The 17,816-nt window shown below is 43.6% G+C and carries 10 protein-coding genes and 15 pseudogenes; 8 read left to right on the top strand and 17 right to left on the bottom strand.

Translation table 11 applies throughout. The features are described 5' to 3' along the window. Window positions 1–31 precede the first annotated feature (31 nt). Window positions 32–420: pseudogene (locus tag VP472_RS10250) on the bottom strand (SMI1/KNR4 family protein). A 242-nt stretch (window positions 421–662) separates the two neighbouring features. Between VP472_RS10250 and VP472_RS20110 the strand changes: the two are divergent. Further along, window positions 663–1,614: pseudogene (locus VP472_RS20110) on the top strand (thermonuclease family protein). A gap of 184 nt (window positions 1,615–1,798) precedes the next feature. Here the strand turns inward: VP472_RS20110 and VP472_RS10270 are convergent. After that, on the bottom strand, window positions 1,799–2,188 hold the full coding sequence (locus VP472_RS10270; RefSeq protein ID WP_330731095.1) for a hypothetical protein: 390 nt from the start codon (window positions 2,186–2,188) through the stop codon (window positions 1,799–1,801). Between the two features lie 718 nt (window positions 2,189–2,906). Here VP472_RS10270 and VP472_RS20115 point away from each other — a divergent pair. The 4 genes from VP472_RS20115 (at window position 2,907) to VP472_RS10285 (ending at window position 4,797) form a co-directional block, all read left to right on the top strand. Beyond that, window positions 2,907–3,518 (top strand): recombinase family protein, encoded by a 612-nt coding sequence (locus tag VP472_RS20115; protein ID WP_442879390.1) that lies wholly within the window; start codon window positions 2,907–2,909, stop codon window positions 3,516–3,518. Between the two features lie 113 nt (window positions 3,519–3,631). Beyond that, window positions 3,632–4,219, top strand: a complete 588-nt coding sequence (locus VP472_RS20120) for a hypothetical protein (protein WP_442879391.1) — start codon at window positions 3,632–3,634, stop codon at window positions 4,217–4,219. Between the two features lie 40 nt (window positions 4,220–4,259). Continuing rightward, a complete protein-coding gene (locus VP472_RS10280; protein ID WP_330731096.1) occupies window positions 4,260–4,427 on the top strand; it encodes a polysaccharide biosynthesis protein in 168 nt (55 codons plus the stop codon). Between the two features lie 10 nt (window positions 4,428–4,437). Beyond that, window positions 4,438–4,797 (top strand): polysaccharide biosynthesis protein, encoded by a 360-nt coding sequence (locus VP472_RS10285; protein WP_330731097.1) that lies wholly within the window; start codon window positions 4,438–4,440, stop codon window positions 4,795–4,797. Between the two features lie 55 nt (window positions 4,798–4,852). On the opposite strand, the gene msrB is transcribed toward VP472_RS10285, so the two are convergent. Together msrB and msrA are read right to left on the bottom strand one after the other, a co-directional pair. Continuing rightward, entirely contained in the window at window positions 4,853–5,299 is a 447-nt protein-coding gene (msrB, locus tag VP472_RS10290; RefSeq protein ID WP_330731098.1) for a peptide-methionine (R)-S-oxide reductase MsrB, read from the bottom strand. Between the two features lie 48 nt (window positions 5,300–5,347). Beyond that, a pseudogene (gene msrA, locus VP472_RS10295) lies at window positions 5,348–5,764 on the bottom strand (peptide-methionine (S)-S-oxide reductase MsrA). 168 nt (window positions 5,765–5,932) lie between these two features. On the opposite strand from msrA, the gene VP472_RS10300 reads away from it, so the two are divergent. Next, the gene (locus VP472_RS10300) at window positions 5,933–6,376 is read left to right on the top strand and encodes a MarR family winged helix-turn-helix transcriptional regulator (protein ID WP_330731099.1); all 444 of its coding nucleotides are present in this window, start codon (window positions 5,933–5,935) and stop codon (window positions 6,374–6,376) included. Between the two features lie 27 nt (window positions 6,377–6,403). Here VP472_RS10300 and VP472_RS10305 read toward each other — a convergent pair. From VP472_RS10305 to ilvA, 5 genes and pseudogenes are all read right to left on the bottom strand, one after another. Next, window positions 6,404–6,947, bottom strand: a pseudogene (locus VP472_RS10305) (YpmS family protein). Between the two features lie 26 nt (window positions 6,948–6,973). After that, window positions 6,974–7,708 (bottom strand): annotated as a pseudogene (locus tag VP472_RS10310) (SGNH/GDSL hydrolase family protein). Between the two features lie 74 nt (window positions 7,709–7,782). Then, window positions 7,783–8,316: pseudogene (locus tag VP472_RS10315) on the bottom strand (SCO family protein). Window positions 8,317–8,442: 126 nt separating this feature from the next. Then, the gene (locus tag VP472_RS10320; protein ID WP_048367428.1) at window positions 8,443–8,694 is read right to left on the bottom strand and encodes a DUF2535 family protein; all 252 of its coding nucleotides are present in this window, start codon (window positions 8,692–8,694) and stop codon (window positions 8,443–8,445) included. 88 nt (window positions 8,695–8,782) lie between these two features. Then, window positions 8,783–10,018 (bottom strand): annotated as a pseudogene (gene ilvA / locus VP472_RS10325) (threonine ammonia-lyase IlvA). A gap of 184 nt (window positions 10,019–10,202) precedes the next feature. Between ilvA and VP472_RS10330 the strand changes: the two are divergent. Continuing rightward, window positions 10,203–11,182 (top strand): annotated as a pseudogene (locus VP472_RS10330) (sigma 54-interacting transcriptional regulator). Between the two features lie 16 nt (window positions 11,183–11,198). Continuing rightward, window positions 11,199–11,829: pseudogene (trhA, locus tag VP472_RS10335) on the top strand (PAQR family membrane homeostasis protein TrhA). A gap of 38 nt (window positions 11,830–11,867) precedes the next feature. Here trhA and VP472_RS10340 read toward each other — a convergent pair. The 8 genes and pseudogenes from VP472_RS10340 to ilvD form a co-directional block, all read right to left on the bottom strand. Then, window positions 11,868–12,482: pseudogene (locus VP472_RS10340) on the bottom strand (lysophospholipid acyltransferase family protein). Window positions 12,483–12,501: 19 nt separating this feature from the next. Next, window positions 12,502–12,977, bottom strand: a pseudogene (locus VP472_RS10345) (dihydrofolate reductase); the annotation flags it as partial. Continuing rightward, window positions 12,974–13,754, bottom strand: a pseudogene (locus VP472_RS10350) (thymidylate synthase). The pseudogenes VP472_RS10350 and VP472_RS10345, both read right to left, overlap by 4 nt. A gap of 95 nt (window positions 13,755–13,849) precedes the next feature. Further along, a pseudogene (locus VP472_RS10355) lies at window positions 13,850–14,455 on the bottom strand (YpjP family protein). 260 nt (window positions 14,456–14,715) lie between these two features. Beyond that, window positions 14,716–15,475: pseudogene (locus VP472_RS10360) on the bottom strand (class I SAM-dependent methyltransferase). A gap of 39 nt (window positions 15,476–15,514) precedes the next feature. Then, window positions 15,515–15,949, bottom strand: a complete 435-nt coding sequence (locus VP472_RS10365; RefSeq protein WP_003153619.1) for a BrxA/BrxB family bacilliredoxin — start codon at window positions 15,947–15,949, stop codon at window positions 15,515–15,517. Window positions 15,950–16,030: 81 nt separating this feature from the next. Then, window positions 16,031–16,618 (bottom strand): hypothetical protein, encoded by a 588-nt coding sequence (locus VP472_RS20125; protein WP_442879430.1) that lies wholly within the window; start codon window positions 16,616–16,618, stop codon window positions 16,031–16,033. A gap of 45 nt (window positions 16,619–16,663) precedes the next feature. Further along, window positions 16,664–17,704: pseudogene (gene ilvD, locus VP472_RS20130) on the bottom strand (dihydroxy-acid dehydratase); the annotation flags it as partial. Between the last annotated feature and the right edge of the window lie 112 nt (window positions 17,705–17,816).

The raw sequence follows: 17,816 nt of genomic DNA on the forward strand, positions 1-17,816 counted from the left end.
TATATTTATAATACTCTTGAATCTTTGGATTTTACTCCCAGTATTTTGTTCCATTTGAAGACACTAACATGTCAAACCATACCTCAAAGTTAGAGTCTAAATATACCGTATCTTCAATGTCATCAATTGAATCTAGATACAACATATACTCTAATCCTTATTTGATTTGTTTGTGTCAATAACATACCTGCCATCATAGTGGTATCCAATTAGGACATAGCCTTTAGGAAGTCTTGAACTTCATTAAATTCAATTATCCCTTCTGTGCTAAGAAGCTCAATACCATTAAACATTTCCAATCCATTGTGATTGAATAGGAACTCTTTATAATCATTAGGCAAAGTTACCCTAACATCTTTTCTAAACTATTAATTTCTTGAGGACTGGCCGGATCTCTGAATTGAAAAGCGCGTCTTCCATGACATGCCCCCATGTTGGAACATAGGAAAGTTCCGTATTTAGAAACAGCATCCTTTATTCCATTAAGAGTCATGTGAATTAACTTCCTTCTTCCATATAAATTCCTCCTCTAATGTTTAGGACCACTAAATTTTACCTCAAAACTGTATTTGAGTGTCTTAAAATGCCAAAACGGAATTTACAATCTTTGGTTTTATATTTATAATTAGGAAGGTTTGTCCGATATAGAGACAGAAATTACATTGAAGAAATGGTTATTAGGTATCTGCGCATTATCTTTAAGCTTTCTTTGGTCGCGTGCGGGTCTGATTCTGATTCTTCAGATAAAACAGATTCAGACAAAGCTAAAACAACGCAAAGAAGAAGAAAAGGATGTAAAAGAGACAAAGGCAGACACTCAATCAAATGACAAAAGTACTAATGACAACAATGAAAAAGCCGAAAATGCTTCAAAGAAGGATTCGTCGGATAAAAAGGCGTCTGACAAAAGAAAAGGCTGGTCGATGTAACACTTAACAGAACAGTTGATGGGAATACGATTAAAGTATAAAGGCGAAGTCTCGTTATTTACTTGTTGACACGCCTAAAACTAAGAAGCCAAACTCTTGCGTACAACCATATGGTGAGGAGGCTTCAGCAAGAAACAAACAGCTGGTTAACAAGGGAAAACTTCAACTGAGTTTGATAAAGGAGATCGTACAGACAAGTATGGCAGAATGCTGGCTTACGTTTATGCAGATGGCAAATCAGTACAAGAAACACTGCTTAAAGAAGGATTAGCACGAGTAGCTTATGTATATGAGCCAAACACGAAGTATTTAGACACGTATAAGAAAGATGAGCAATGAAAGATAAAGACTTGAAGATTTGGAGTAAGAATGGGTATGTGACTGATAAAGGATTTAATGGTCGCGCAACGAAACCGAAGAAATCAGTAAGTGTATCTAAGCCGGCTCAAAAGTCAGTTAACACACCAATCCGAGACACATAAATCGAACCCTAGCAATTCAAATTCAAGCAGTTCAGCATCACAGCTTCTAACTCTGCACAAGCCTCCCTTCTGCTGGAGGAACAGAACACTTTAACTGCACAGAGCTGAGAAAGAAATACCCGCATGGCGTACCAAGCACTCACCCTGCTTATACATCTAAGATGGATCGCGATAATGACAACTTTGCATGTGAGAAGAATTGATAATTTTAGAAGTCCTCTGAGGCTTCTTTTTTATTGGATACATTCAAAAAACCACAGAGCGTGTGAAGGACTCTGTAGTCTATAGTGGCTGATTAAACCCCTATGATACATCAATTAGATTTTATCAAAACTTTTCTTTTAAAGATAACATCATCTCTGTCTCAAATAATGCCTGCGAGTTCATCTATATTAATTTCGTTCTGCTTGTAATTATTCTTTTCATACGAATAATTTCTTCATATTCTGATCGATTATCTCCTTTAATGGAGCTAATTCCAAGCTCTTCACCATATCGGGTAATGAATAATTGCTTACTCATTTCTTTCGCTTTATCATTTTCATAATTACAAAATGCACCTGACAACTGGACGAGAAAAGTTTCGTCTTCAGAATTTAGGTTATTTTCGTTACACCAGTCTACAAAACGATTTCCAGTCATGGTATCACCTTTAATTTTAGTATTTAAAGAACAAGATAATAGCGAAGGATGATATTCTACCGCCATGCCAATTGTTTCAGCAACTCCTGCGCCAACTGCACCTTTAATAGCTGGTGGAATTTGTTTTCTTGCCATAGCAAGAACCTCTTTAGGAGCTCGGTTATATCTTCGAGAACCTTACAAATTTTGTTTGTGTTTTTAATAATCTTGTTTACCGTGGACTTTCCGAACATTGTACCTAAAATGAAGTCAGTCCTACGTTTGAAACCGTTCAAAAATCACTGCGGTGATCAAATATTCATCCACAATTTAAGATATATTTACTACACAAAAAAGACTGTTTTTGAGACAGTATTAGATGTTTTTAATCTATATATCCGTTAGAATAGATCAAGATTCAAACAATACAATCCTTACAATATATTACGTTATTTTCGTATTCAATGTCAGACAGAATATTGTACGAATACTTTTGTTTTTACAGTAAATACAATAAAGAGGAGGTGCTGATTTTTTGGAGTTAAAAACATCGTTCATTCTTACAACATTACAAATATTTTGGTTATCTTAGACGCTCTCGTCAGGATATGGAGCGGAAAAAAGAACAGGCGAAGATACGCTAACAGAACAAAATGAACTCATGAATAAAATACTGAAGTCGATTGAAATCCCTATGAATTGAAAATGGAAATCGGATCTGGAGAAAGCATTGAGGGTCGCCCTGTTTTAAAGAATGTCTTAAAGACCTCGAGGAAGGCAAGTACCAGGCAATTGCTGTTAAAGAAATAACAAGACTCAGCCATGGAGCTACAGTGATGCGGGACAAATTGTTAACCTTCTTCAAAGCAAGCGATTGATTATCATTACACCATATAAAGTTTATGACCCTCGAAATCCTGCAGACATGCGTCAGATTCGTTTTGAATTGTTTATGGCCAGAGAAGAATTTGAAATGACCAGAGAGCGTATGACAGGCGCTAAATACACATATGCGGCACAAGGAAATGGATTTCGGACTAGCGCCTTATGGATACCGGTAAAAAAAAAAACATCCAAACTAGTCCCAGTCGAAGAAGAAGCAAAAGTCGTTCAATTCATCTTTAACATCTTTTTAAATGGGTTGAATGGAAAAGAAGTTAGTTATACAGCGATTGCTTCTCACTTAACAAAATTACAAATACCGACTCCATCAGGAAAAAGCGCTGGAATCAATACACAATTAAAGCAATTCTGCAAAACGAAGCGTATATCGGAACTGTTAAATATAAGGTTAGGGAAAACAAAAGACGGTAAACGAACAATTAGACCTGAAAAGGAACAAATTGTAGTATCAGATGCACACGCCCCTATAATAGATCAAGAACAATTTCAACAATCACAAGAGAAAATTGCAAACAAAGTTCCCTGTCGCCTAATAAAACGCATTGGAATTAGTGAATTGGCAGGCGTATGCACTTGTTTCTAAGTGCGGTGAACCATTATCTAAATACGAAACTAGGCGAACGCGAGAAAACAAAAAACGGCACGGAGTGTGTATCACGTTAAATCACTCACTTGCAAAAGAATAAATGCACTTATGTGAGATATAACGATGTTGAAAATGCCATTCTGGATTACCTCTTCTTTTTAAGCAACTTAGATAATAAGACTTTAACAAAACATATCATTTCGATGATTTCTAAATACGAAGACGTAAATAGTAATATGAAAACAAAGAAGCAAATGTCTGAACATCTTTCACAAAAAGAACAAGAGTTAAAAAACAAAGAGAATTTTATCTTCGAGAAATATGAAAGCGGCATTTACACTGATGAACTTTTTTTGAAAAGAAAAGCTGTTTTAGATGAAGAATTTAAAGAACTCCAGATTGCCAAGCATGAACTCAATGGAACTCAAGAAGCGCAATCAGAAATAGACAGTAATACAGTCAGAAACAACATAAATAAGATAATTGATCAATATCACATTGAAACAAGCACAGAGAAAAAGAACTCACTATTAAGAATGGTCTTCAAAGATGTTATCGTTACGATGACACAAAAAAGAAAAGGGCCAATTCCGGCTCAGTTTGAAATCACCCCTATCCTGAGGTTTAATTTTTCGCTTTCGATCTCACCGCCACTGATAGTTCCTCAAAATGCAGTAAATATCTTAAAAAACCGATAAAGCCGTTTCCCCGGTAAACACAATGGGAGCTACGAAGCTGTTGTCCGAGAAGCTGTTTCATCAGGCGAATCATCATGTTCAAAACCGCGGTACGGTGTTTTGTTCGGTCCGCTTCGGCAATGTGCTCGGTTCACGCGGTTCCGTTATTCCTATTTTATTTGAGCAGTTGATGGCAGGCGGTCCGCTCACCATTACGGATAAAACATGACGAGGTTTTTATGTCGATCGATGACGCCGCAACGCTCACCCCAATCTGCGGCGATTACAAAGGGCGGAGAAACGTTTATTTTAAAATGGAGTCCCTGAGGCTTGAAGAACTGCTTCACGGGTTTGAAGAATATGCGTTCCGGCACGGACTGCCGCAGCCAGCCGCTGTTGAAGTGGGAAAACGTCCCGGTGAGAAGCTTCATGAAGAACTGACCTCTCCTCATGAGACGGAATCTTTATATGAATGGGGCAATCTACGCGATATTGCCGGACCCCGCCAAACATCCGGAATTTCGGAAGGTCAATCTCCCCAGATATCAATCCGATCAGGCGCCGCTCATCACAAAAGACACAATCGTAAAGATTATTGAACGATTACATGAAGAAAAAAAAACATAGAAAAAAGGCCTGTCTGATAGGCAGGCCTCATTGCTGAGCTCTATTTTCAAATAAATGCAGGCAGGCTTCATAGCCCTCTTCCTTCAGCTTGTCTTTCGGAATAAACCGGAGTGCCGCAGAGTTAATGCAATAACGGAGACCGCTTGGCCCCGGGCCGTCATTAAATACGTGGCCTAAGTGGGAGTCCGCTGTTTTGCTTCTCACTTCCGTCCGGATCATTCCGTGGCTTGTGTCCAGTTTTTCGTCAACCTCTTCTTCCTCAATCGGTTTTGTAAAACTGGGCCAGCCGCAATGAGAATCGAATTTATCCAGAGATGTAAACAAGGGCTTTCCTGATACGATATCAACATACAGCCCCTCTTCTTTGTGATCCCAGAATTCATTTTGAAACGGCGGCTCCGTTCCGTTATTTTGCGTGACTTCATATTGCATGCGGTTTAATGATTTGATTTTTTCTTCTTTATTAAAAGCCATCTTATCTGTCCCTCCAATGCTCATCCAGAAAGCCTTGACGTCCGGAACCTACACGGTAGCGCCCGTAGTGATCAGGATTTTCTTATAAAAGTGCTGATGATAGCCTTCCGCTTCAAAAGGCTCAGCCTTTAAAATGTCTGTGACGATCGGCTTTTTAAATATGCCGCTTTCTTCAAGCTGTTTTTGAGGATTTTGTTTTGTTCATCATTATGGTAATATATCGCCGCCCGATATGAACTTCCGCGGTCTGCAAACTGGCCGCCTGCATCAGTCGGGTCGATCTGCGCCAAAACAGCTCGACAAGCTTTTCATACGGATAAATGTCAGGTTGAAATGTGATTTGAACGGCTTTCTGTGTCCGGTCGTTTCACTGCACACTTCTTCGTAAGTCGGATTCTCAGTATGACCTCCTATAGCCGGACACCACCTTTTCAATCCGGGCTGTTCGTCAAACGGCTTCACCATGCACCAAAACAGCCGCCTGCAAATGTGGCGATTTTTTCTGACATACGGGTGCCTCCTTTGTTCATATGGTATTATTATATTATAGCATGTATAAACAGAATAAAAATAATTCTGCTTTCAGGGAAGCTGAACGAATGCCACGCTGACTACATATTGGAGGTTCATGATTTGAAAGTAAGGACACAAATGATGTATGATATGGAAGCTTTGCTTCGAAAAGTGTTTAAACAAATCAGAAATGAAGTTAATGAAATTCTAGATAAAGAGCTGTCCAGGAACGAATTCACCATTTTGCGGATTCTCAGTGAACAAGGGCCAAAAAGTAACGGAATTTGCCCCATTCTTGAGGTCTCCGCAAGCCACATTACCGCAGTGACCGATGCTTTAGTAGAAAAGGAATGGATCACCCGCATCCGTTCTAAAGAGGACAGGCGAATTATCAGAATCCATATTACGGAAGCCGGGGAGAAAATTGTCGATCATTTCAACCAGAAAAAAACAGAATACTTTTTTAAACGGTTTGACTGCTACTCTGATGAAGAGCTTGCAACGTTAATCAAACTGTTCAGCAAGCTAGACAAAAACGTTGACACGAAAAACACAAATCCCTGAAAGGATCTGTGTTTTTTTTATGAAAACTTATTGTTTCGGATGATAATAGGAAAATTCAATTTCATCCGTGTCGAGATTGATTTTATCCGCTTTTACATACATGCCGTTGTCTAAAGGCATTTCTGACAGACGGATCTCGATGCTTTTATCCCCGGAATGAACGTGCACAAATGACGGGAGTTCATAAAAGCTGTCCATATAATTCAGCACAAAGCTGATCGGCAGGCTTAATTCACCTAATGAAAACTTCGTCACTTTCAAAACCACATCTCCGTTCTCCTGTACGGACGGTTCAAATGTGACGACCGCGTTAATGGAGGTTGAGAATGCTTTGATTTTACCTGCCACGTGCACATCGTTATTGATGTCCACTTTGTAGTCAAGCTGATTCGATGCCTTCTCTTTTAAGTACGAATTCACAAACCTGGCAAGTGATTCTTTGGAGCTTGTGATATGAAAGCCGTACTCACTTTTGTCTGATCTTGTATTTTCGCCTGTTCTCCCGGCATAACCAATAATGTCACAATTACCGCGGCGGCAATCACATTGAGTGCGAGAAGAACAAAAACAGCGATTTCCATTTTTCATCATTTCACCCTATTCTGCTGGTAACCCTTGTTTCTATGATGCCGTATAATCGGTCGGCGATGAGTGCATACCCTTTTGCGTTCGGATGAAAATCATCATCCTTTGAAATCCGTCTGTCGCCGCTTTTGACTGAACAAGTCTTCAACATTCACCGCGCTGGCGTGAGGATCTTTTTCCAGCTCTTTTGCGGCGATCTTGTTCCAATCCGTCACAACCCCATTAATTTTAATTCAGGCAGCGTAAACGTGAACGGATTATACATGCTGACATACACCAGCTCTGCGTTTTCATTATATTTGCGGATTTTTGAAACGATCGCCTTGAACCGTTTTTCAAAAGGTTTTCTTCCTTTTGAACGGCTGAACCGTCAGTCGCATCATATTCTGGCGGAGCACCTTCATTAAGTCATTGCCGCCGATGGTAAAAAGATATAGTCGGCGCTCTTTAATGATTTCTGCACTTTTTATTATCTTTTCCAGCAGGTCCGACGTTTTGTCGCCCTGCACCGCATAATTTTAATATCTACCGTTTTCACATGTCCCTTTTCTTAAGACTCCGCGCCCTGCCGACGTATCCTGAACCGTCAGGATCTCCTACTCCTTCAGTCAATGAATCACCGACCGCAACTATGACAATATGATCTTTCGTTTTCGGTTCTTCAGCGTCAGAACCGGTGCGCTGGACAGAACAAGCTGATAAAAGCAAAGCCAGTCCGGCGATCAATGAGAACATTCGCAGCTTCAATCTGGTTGCTCTTCCCGTCTACTAGTGGAAAGTGTAACATGTTTTTCAGTTTTGAAAATGTCTAATCTGCCAGTTTACTTGAGCTCCTCAGCCGCTTTGACATCTGACAGGATATCATCATACGGAACCTTCTGCACGCCGTCATAATCTTTAAGCACCTTGCCGTCAGGTCCGACTAAAAAAAGAAGTTTGATGTATGACCTGGTCCCTCCGGCTTTTGACGATTGCTTTAAAGCTGTTCAGCGCAAAATCTTCAATGTCCTTTTGGCTGTAACCGGTCAGAAAATCCCAGTTGCGAAGCGAAAGCGGATATTGGAAGCAAAGGCTTTCAGCTGTTTCGGCGTATCATTTTCAGGATCTACACTGAATGACACAATCCGCACGTCCAGGTTCTCAGCCTTCAGTTTTTTTTGCAGTTCGGTCATGTGGGCCGTCATCGGCGGACAGACTGTATTACAGTTTGTAAACATAAAATCGGCAATCCAGACATGCCCCTTCAGGCTTTTCAGTGACACTGTTTTCCCGTCTTGGTTCTGATATGAAAACGGCTCAATCTGATAGTTCAGCGGGTCTTTTATCGTTTTCCCCCCGCAGGCGCACAAGAGCAGAACAAAACAAAAGCATGAAGCTTTTCATTTTTTTCATTTCCATTCCCCATAGATAAAACGCTTACAGCATTCATCATAAAATTCCGCACCCTCCCTTAAAAGGAAGGCGCTAAGGAATGTGCACCGTTATGCGTTATGTTTTAAAATCTCTTGGCTGAAAACGGCCTCATAATCTTTCCACTTCATACGGCGCTTGACATATTGTCGGAATGAATACACTGTTCTCACACTTTGTGAAGCAAAAACCTCTCTCAAATAAAGCTCAAGGTGCTGATGAATTTGAAAAAAATATTGTTCACCTTCCGTGACAACCGGTATTTCTGTCACTTTTACCTGAATCCCGTCCTGTCGTTTGAACTCTAGGCTTTTGAGTAACAAGATATCAATCCTTCTTTTTCGATTGTTTTCTTTTTTATTATACAATCTGAGAAAGCGTGTCTGTCATTTTGCGGCCGTTCTCTAAAAGTCAGATTAACAGGTGGAACAGATCCTGATCTTTATTCACCTCTACGTAATGAAATCCTTTTGATTCATCCGGGCAATGAGCGCGCCGTAATCTTCCCGATGCTTAAGCTCAATGCCGACCAATGCGGGCCGCTTTTGTTATTTTTTTCGTGTATTCAAACCGGGTGATGTCATCATCAGGACCGAGCACCTCATCAAGGTATTCGCGAAGCTCCGCCCTTTGCGGAAATTAACGATAAAATAATGCCCCTCGTAAATCATGGAGCGCTCCTTCATCTCCTGCATTCTGCCGATGTCATTATTCCCTCCGCTGACCATGCAGATGACGTTTTTCCCTTTAATCTCTTCTTTGTACAGATCAAGTGCTGACACGGACAATGCACCCGCCGGTTCAGCCACGATAGCGCATTGATTATATAATTCAAGAATCGTCGCACACTTTTCCTTCCGACAAGCAAAACGTCATCGACGATGGTTTCGAGCGTTTGAAAGGTTTCAGCGCCGATTTTTTTTACGGCCGCCCCATCGACAAATTTATCAATTTTCTCAAGTTCAACCACTTGTCCGGCTTTTTTCGATTCAAAATAGGAGGCTGCGCCCTTCGGCTCTACCGCTATGATTTTTGTATCCGGCGAGATGTTTTTCATGTACGTGCCGAGCCCGGACAGGAGTCCCCCTCCCCCTACGCCTGCAAAAAGAAAATGCGGTTCAACATCAATGTCATTTAAAATTTCGATGGCAGCCGTTCCCTGTCCGGCCATGACATCGGGATCGTCAAACGGATGAATAAACGTGCGGTTTTCACAGCATTCCGCAGAACTCTTATACGCATCATCGAAAGTGTCACCCGTCAATATGATTTCAACAAATTCTTTTCCGAACAGCTCCACTTGGGATACTTTCTGTCTCGGTGTAGTTGACGGCATAAAAATCTTGCCGTGAATGCCGAGGTGTTTGCATGAAAACGCAACCCCCTGCGCATGGTTTCCCGCACTTGCGCATACAATTCCGTTTTCAGTCTGCTCTTTTGAGAGCTGCCTCATTTTATTATAAGCCCCTCTGAGCTTAAATGATCTGACCACCTGCAGGTCTCTTTTCAAATAGATATTGCAATACCTCTCAGAAAGTCTGTCATTCCTCTGCAAAGGCGTATGTATCACAACGTCCTTTACGTTTTGGTGCGCTTTAAAATGTCTTTTACCTGGATGAGAGAGTCTTCTTTAAGCAACGGTTTCATTTACAGAGTCCTTTCTTATTTAAATCCCTATTTAATATGCCATTATAACATGAATATTCGAACAATAAGATAATTATTTTAATTTTGTAAATAAAAATAAATGAACCGATACAAGAGAAAAAGATATTTTCGATCGCATAAACGTGTTATACTTAAACCAATTAGAACCAAAAGGAGCCAATTCATGAGTGTAATTGAACAAACTGATCCTTTTTATCAGCTAGCCGGCGAACATCACACCTTTTCAGAAGCGAAACGATTGGCCTCGCAATTTGCCTTATCTGATTTGCCAGTCTTCATAACAGGTGAAGTCGGAACCGGAAAAACAAATGGCCAGAGCGATCCATCATAAATCCCGCAGAAACAGCGAACTATTTATTACCGTTCACTGCGACCAAAGCGAAGATCGGCTCGAATATGAACTGTTCGGCGCTGAAGGTGCATTAAACAGAGCCCGCCGCGGAACATTATTCTTATATGAAATCGGAGACATGCCGCTCTCGGTACAGGCCCGCCTTCTTTCCGAGCTGGACGCCGGGCTTTCCGCCCGCATCATTGCAAGCGAGACGGCGAATCTTGGCGATACCGGCGCGGAAAACACGTTCAGCATAGATTTATTTTACAGGCTTCACGTGTTATGCCTTCCGCTCCTGCTTTATCTGAACGAAAGAGCGATATACCGCTTCTAAAGATATGCTGACAGCCTCGGAACAGCATATTCATATCGATCCGTCCGTTTATCCGCTGTTTGAGCGGCACACCTTTAACGGCAACATCAGAGAACTTCAAAATGCGGCGCACTATATGGCGGCGGCATCCGGCAAGACGATTTATCCCGAGCATGTCCCGCCGTATATCAAAAACAGCCAGAAAGCGAAACCGCTAAGAAAAAGAAAACGGCTGACATTGATGGAGAAAGAAGAGTTTTTGTTTATTTTGGAAGCAATTAAAGACTTAAATACAAAGGGCGAACCCGCCAGCAGACGGAGCATATCCGAATTAAGCGAAAACAGCACAATGACATTAACGCCCCAGCAAGTCAGAAATAGGCTTGATTACTTAGAAAAGATGAACTATGTGACAAAAGGCCGGGGACGCGCAGGAACAAAAATCACATTAGAAGGGTTGACCTTTTTGCAGTCACTGCAAAAACAAATCCTTTAAAAAGGAGGACATTTGATTGTTCACAATAAAAGAAGAAATCGCAAATGCCGTCACACACGGAATCGGTGTATTGCTGTCGATTCCGGCGCTTATTTTTCTCATTATCTTCGCGGTGAAATACGGCTCGCCGACAGACATCGTCAGCTTTTCAATCTTCGGCGCTTCAATGCTCCTGCTGTATCTCAGCTCGACTCTTTTGCACAGCATCCAGCATAAAAAAACGAAAGACATTCTTGAGATTGTGGATCATTCCGCGATATACGTATTAATAGCCGGAACATATACGCCATTTTATTAGGACCCTTAGAAGCGCTCGGTCTGACCCTTTAATTATTGTTTGGTCGCTTGCCATCGGAGGCATCGTGTTTAAAATCTTTTCGTGAAGCGGTTTATCATTTTTTCAACGCTTGTCTATTTAATGATGGGCTGGCTGATCATCATCGCCATTAAACCGCTGTACGCTTCGCTGTCAGGCCCCGGTTTCGGCCTTCTTCTTTTCGGCGGCTTATTGTATTCCGCCGGCACAATTTTATATTTGGAGAAAGGTTCCGTATCATCACGCCATTTGGCACAGTTTTGTTTTAGGCGGCGGCGCCTCGATGTTTTTCTGTATTTTGTTTTATTGCGTCAAAGTTCCTTTATTCTGATAAAAAGCACAGCCTCTCGTATAGAGACTGTGCTTTTTTTATGCACGGAGCCGTTTCTGACCGGCCGGATAATAAGCGGGCTTTATATGTAATTCAATGTCAGCCGGTTTCAGCCGTTTCAGTAATCTGCCCCGCAGCAGCCGGTCTGTTCCCGAAGTGCTGACGGGCACAATCGGGAGATCGAAACGAAGGGCCAGTTCCTCCGGATTGATTTTGCCGTCTTCGGACAGAATCAGACTTTGCCCTTTTTGCAGACGGACTTCCGCCTCCTGAAGCACTGCATCCCGGCTGTCTCCGCCACAAATGACACCCATCAGACGCAGCCAATTTCGAGAAACGGCATCCGAAAGCTCTCGCCAGCGATAAAACCAGCCGGCTCTTCAAGATGTCCCGCGAGCAGAGAAGATCAGCCGGGCGCAATTTGGGATGCACATACAATACGGGGCCGTCCGGGATCGGCTGATCATGATGAATGCCGATTGTCGATCCCGAGACGTCAATACAGCCTCTCATAAAGGCTTTCGGCCGCTCATACACCAGCCTCATCTGTTTTTGAAAAGAAAGCCGCGGGTCAAGCTTTTGATTGATATATTCCTGAATATTTTTCATGAACATAAATACAACGTACATCACAAGGCGCCGTAACGAATCAATTCTTGTCCCCTGCTTAATTCTTTTCTCGTATACAAGGTACTCATAATCGTAAGGATTTTTTCATTTTTACCCTGTTTGCGGGAGGTCAATTCCCATTCAGCTTCATTAAATTCCGGAAAAAAACGGTCTCCTTCAAAGACATGGTGAATTTTTGTCATGTAGAGTCTGTCCGCATAAGGAAAGAGCGCACTGTACAGCTGGGCGCCGCCGATTACAAAGCATTCTTCATCCGCCGGGATCAGCTTGAGCACTTCCTCAGCCGAGTGGGCGGCAATACAGCCCGGGAATGAAGATTCGTCCCGTGAGGTTACAACGATGTTACGCCGGTTCGGAAGCGGGCGTCCGATTGATTCAAACGTTTTCCGCCCCATTACAATGGTGTGGCCCGTCGTCACTTTTTTGAAATACGCGAGATCATCGGGAAGGTGCCAAGGCAGATCGTTATCTTTTCCGATCAGCCGGTTCTCATCCATCGCAAAAATAAACGAAATCATACGCTGACAGCTCCTTTTATGTGCGGATGCGGGTCATAATCCTCAATGATAAAGTCTTCAAACGTAAAATCAAAAATAGAATCAACATTTCGCGCAAACCGCAGTTTCGGCAGCGGACGGACATCCCTTGTCAGCTGCAAATTCACCTGCTCCACATGGTTTTGGTAAATGTGGACGTCTCCGAATGTATGAACAAACTCACCCGGTTCAAGCCCCGTCACATGCGCGATCATCATTGTTAAAAGCGCATAAGACGCAATATTAAACGGCACGCCGAGAAAGACATCCGCTGAGCGCTGATAAAGCTGACACGACAGTTTTCCATCCGCGACATAAAACTGAAACAGGCAGTGGCAAGGCGGAAGCGCCATACGATCAATTTCTCCGACATTCCAGGCGCTGACGATTAAACGTCTGGAATTCGGGTTTGTCTTGATGTCATGAATCAGCCGGAGATTTGATCAATGGTCTCGCCGTCGCTCCGCGCCACGAACGCCATTGAGAGCCGTAAACCGGTCCGAGTTCTCCGTTTTCATCCGCCCATTCGTTCCAGATACGGACTCCGTTTTCCTGAAGGTAGCGGACATTCGTATCTCCTTTTAAAAACCAAAGCAGCTCATGCGCGATGGATTTAAAATGGAGCTTTTTCGTCGTAAGCATCGGGAAACCTTCCTGAAGGTTAAACCGCATTTGGTAGCCGAACGTGCTGATCGTACCCGTTCCCGTACGGTCTCCGTTTTCTAACACATGACGGCACAAATCTTTATATTGTTTCATTTTTTCATCCTTTTAAAGTAGTCTTTTAGTAGTAACACAATAAAAATCATTTCTGCAAAATTTCTCAGAAATGATTTTTTTAATTCTTCTCGCTATTACACGCTCATCCAGTCAGGCGGCGTATTGCGGTCCCAGTAAATGCTGCCGAGCTCATGATGTGATTGAAATCCGTCTTCAGCGGTATGGTAATGAAAATTAAACCAGTAGCCGTCTTGCGGAGGATGATCCCGGCGGACGTGGAACCTTAAAAGATCTTCACCTGTCAGCCTGTTATACACATGAAAAATTTTTTCGGTTTTTCCGGCCGACGGTTTACTGGAAATAACCACATCCTGATACGCTTCATCATCTTGAAACTTGGCTAAATGTCCTGTGATCACATCTTCGATTTTCGGCAGAATTTCACTTCTGTAATCATCTTCAATGACCGGAGAGATTTTTGCCGAATTTTAAAATGATTGATTTTCAGCATCACCGAGAAGCTGCTGCTGATACGATTGAAACAGTAATTCAGGCTCCCGCCCTGCCTTCGCTTCTCCCGGCAGGGCGTGTTCATCATAAAAAGCGGTGTAATCATTCTGCTCAAGACTGCTCGACTGTCCTGAAGGCTTGTCTGTCATCAAAGCAGCCGGAGGAGACACGAGTCCGAACGTTACAATGGTAAACAGAACCACAAGGGTCTTTTTCATCCACAATTTCATGATAGATTGTTCCCCTCTGTTTTATTGTCCTCTTTTCCTTTATTTTAGCATAGATTAAAGCGCGGCGTCATGCCCGGCAGCGTATTATCATGCAATATGGGAAATTGGTAACTGTGACCGAGCGGATAAACCGCTTACAATAAGAAGGAGAAAAAGGAGGGGATGAGATGATTAACGCTTTATTTGCGACTGTATCACTTCTCGCCGCTTTATTTTGTCGTTATGGAAATCACTGATTAACGAAAAAGAAGCCCATGATATCATGAGCTTACATGGATGACACCGAAGTGGAAAAGCGCCGTCTTTCTTTTCAGCACCTTGAAGCCGTATCGTTCAAACCGCGGGCTTTTCCAATGGTCTTTAAGCACTACGCATTTTTTCGCCGCCCGGACGGCTTGCGTGATGCACTCTTCGTTAAAACCCTCTTCTGCCAGCGCGCGGAGCGGTGCAATGCCGTCTGACGTTTCAACAGGTTCGTGAAACATCGGGTCAAAATAAATGACATCTACCGATGAATCAGGAAGCTCCGCAAATAATCGGCGCAGTCAGCATGTTTAACCTGAATGCGTTTCATGGCGGTTTGAGCGGCTCCATTCCGGTTTCCACGTTTGAAGTCCTGTTTCTACAAGCAATGAGACAAGCTTGTTTTCTCCAGGCCGATGACTTGTCCGCTTTTTCCGACTGCCAGGCTTGCCAAAATCGCATCGGATGCCAGGCCGAGTGTACAATCTAAAAGGAATCCCCTCGCGTAATCCGGTGCTTTTAACAACGGCTCGGCTTCCTCTCAAAACCGCTTTGCGCGGAACATCGCTGTATTCGGGTGAAAAAGAACTTCTCACCTTGCTTCGTGTAAAGTTCGAACCGTTCCTTTCCGATGACTAAAAGATCGCTAGCGGCTCGTTCCAGCATTTTTTCAATCGGCTGTTTATTGCGGCTGCAGTAAGTGTCACCCAGCCTGACACTGAGTGACTGCGCTGTTTGTATCGTGTATTCGCTTGGTCTGTAACTCGTTGTGATCATCTTTTTCTCCAAAAAGAAAATGCCCGGAATTCGGGCATTTCAGCAGTGCGCATCAAAGGCATCCGTCAGATTTTTCATAATTTCCTCCATGTCATGCCCTTCGATTTCGTGGCGGGGAATAAAATGAACGACCTCTTTCCCTTTTAACAGCGCCATTGATGGCGAGGAAGGTTCCTGCCCCGTAAAATATTCACGCATTTTTGCAGTTGCGTCTTTATCTTGACCGGCAAATACGGTAACCGTATGATCAGGCGCTTTTTCATGCTGTAAAACAGCCTGAGTCGCAGCCGGACGGGCGAGACCGGCAGCACAGCCGCACACGGAGTTAACAACGACCAATGTCGTGCCCTCTGCCTGTTCCATAAAGCTTTCTACTTCTTCAGCAGTCGTTAATTCCTGAAAACCCGCACCCGTCAGCTCACGGCGCATCGGCACGACCAGCTGGCGCATATATTCTTCATAAGCCATTGACATAAAAAAGCCCCCTCTAAAATCCTTATATGAAGTCAAGGATACTATAGAGGGGGCCGGAATTCAATTGTTCAGGCCTCTGTTTTATATTTTCATGATTCCGCCTGTATTGGCGCTTGTTACGAGTTTGGAATACCGGGCTAGATATCCTGTTTTTACTTTCGGCTCGAAGCCTTTCCATTCGGCCTTGCGTTTTTCCCATTCTTCTTCAGGCACTTGTACGTCCAAAATCCGTTTTTCTATGTCAACGATGACATGGTCGCCGTTTTCTACGAATGCGAGCGGGCCGCCTTCAGCCGCTTCAGGTGATACGTGCCCGATTGAAAGACCCCGGGACGCTCCTGAAAAACGGCCGTCTGTAATAAGCGCCACTTTCGGGCCAAGCCCCATTCCGACAATCTGAGACGTCGGAGCAAGCATCTCCGGCATGCCCGGTCCGCCTTTTGGCCCTTCATAACGGATAATGACAACATCTCCTTCTTTTACTTTGCGGTTTATAATGCCTTCAAGCGCGGCATCCTGAGAATCAAAGACGACAGCGGGACCTTCATGTCTTGTAATCCCGTCCTGTACGCCGCCTGTTTTGATAATGGCGCCGTCCGGAGCCAGATTCCCAAACAGGACGGCCAAACCGCCTTTTTCGGTAAACGGATTGTCAAGCGGATGAATCACGTCATAATCCTTTACTTCATGACCCGCAATTGTTTCTCCGAGTGTGCGGCCTGTTACAGTCAGCGCGTCAAGATGAAGCGCCCCTTCTTTTTTCGCCAATTCATTAAGGGCCGCCGAGACTCCGCCCGCTTCGTGCAGATCTTCAATGAAGACGTCCGAGGCCGGCGCCAATTTCGATAAGTGAGGCACTCGTTCAGCCACTTCGTTAATGCGTTCTAAAGAGTACTCAACCCCAGCTTCATTGGCAAGCGCAAGCGTATGCAGCACTGTGTTGGTTGATCCGCCGAGAGCCATGTCTAACGCAAAGGCGTTGTCAATCGCTTTTCGGTGACAATATCACGCGGCTTAATGTCTTTTGATGGTCTCCATCAATTGGGCCGCTGATTTTCTCACAAACTCTCTTCTCTCCGGTGAAGTTGCCAGAATTGTTCCGTTTCCCGGAAGCGCCAGACCGAGCGCTTCAGACAGACAGTTCATGGAGTTTGCCGTAAACATGCCTGAACAAGATCCGCACGTCGGACAGCCGAACTGTTCCAGCTCCTGCAGGTCGCTTTCACCGATTTTCCCGGCTTGATATGCGCCGACGCCTTCAAATACTGAAGAAAGCGAAATTTTGCGGCCATCGCTTGTACGGCCGGCTGCCATCGGCCCCCCGCTGACAAAAATGGTCGGAATATTAATCCGCATAGCCGCCATCAGCATTCCCGGCGTAATTTTGTCGCAGTTCGGAATGCAGACCATTCCGTCAAACCAGTGCGCCGAGACGACCGTTTCAACTGAATCGGCAATGATTTCACGGCTCGGCAGCGAATATCTCATGCCGATATGCCCCATCGCGATTCCGTCATCTACTCCGATCGTATTAAATTCAAAAGGCACACCGCCCGCTTCCCTGATTGCTTCTTTTACGATTTTTCCAAATTCCTGCAGGTGAACATGCCCGGGAACGATATCGATGTATGAATTACAGACCGCGATAAACGGCTTGCCGAAGTCTTCTTCTTTTACGCCGGCAGCGCGAAGAAGGCTGCGGTGCGGCGCTCTGTCAATTCCCTGTGTGATCATGTTGCTGCGTAATTCTGCCATGGTGATCCCCCTACTGTTTTTAGACTGTGCATTATTTTTAAAATTTTCAGTTTATTCTAGGGCGCGTTCTGCAAATTACCTGTTTACAGTGTCTTTGCCCTGTCTCGCTTTT

The organism is Bacillus sp. MT(2024) (assembly GCF_036362845.1).
GTDB lineage: Bacteria > Bacillota > Bacilli > Bacillales > Bacillaceae > Bacillus > Bacillus velezensis.

Bases quoted from the DNA above. Each gene is read 5' to 3' on its own strand.
- VP472_RS10270 (WP_330731095.1), bottom strand. From the start codon at position 2,188: ATGGCAAGAAAACAAATTCCACCAGCTATTAAAGGTGCAGTTGGCGCA.
- VP472_RS10285 (WP_330731097.1), top strand. From the start codon at position 4,438: ATGTCGATCGATGACGCCGCAACGCTCACCCCAATCTGCGGCGATTAC.
- msrB (WP_330731098.1), bottom strand. From the start codon at position 5,299: ATGGCTTTTAATAAAGAAGAAAAAATCAAATCATTAAACCGCATGCAA.
- VP472_RS10365 (WP_003153619.1), bottom strand. From the start codon at position 15,949: ATGTCAATGGCTTATGAAGAATATATGCGCCAGCTGGTCGTGCCGATG.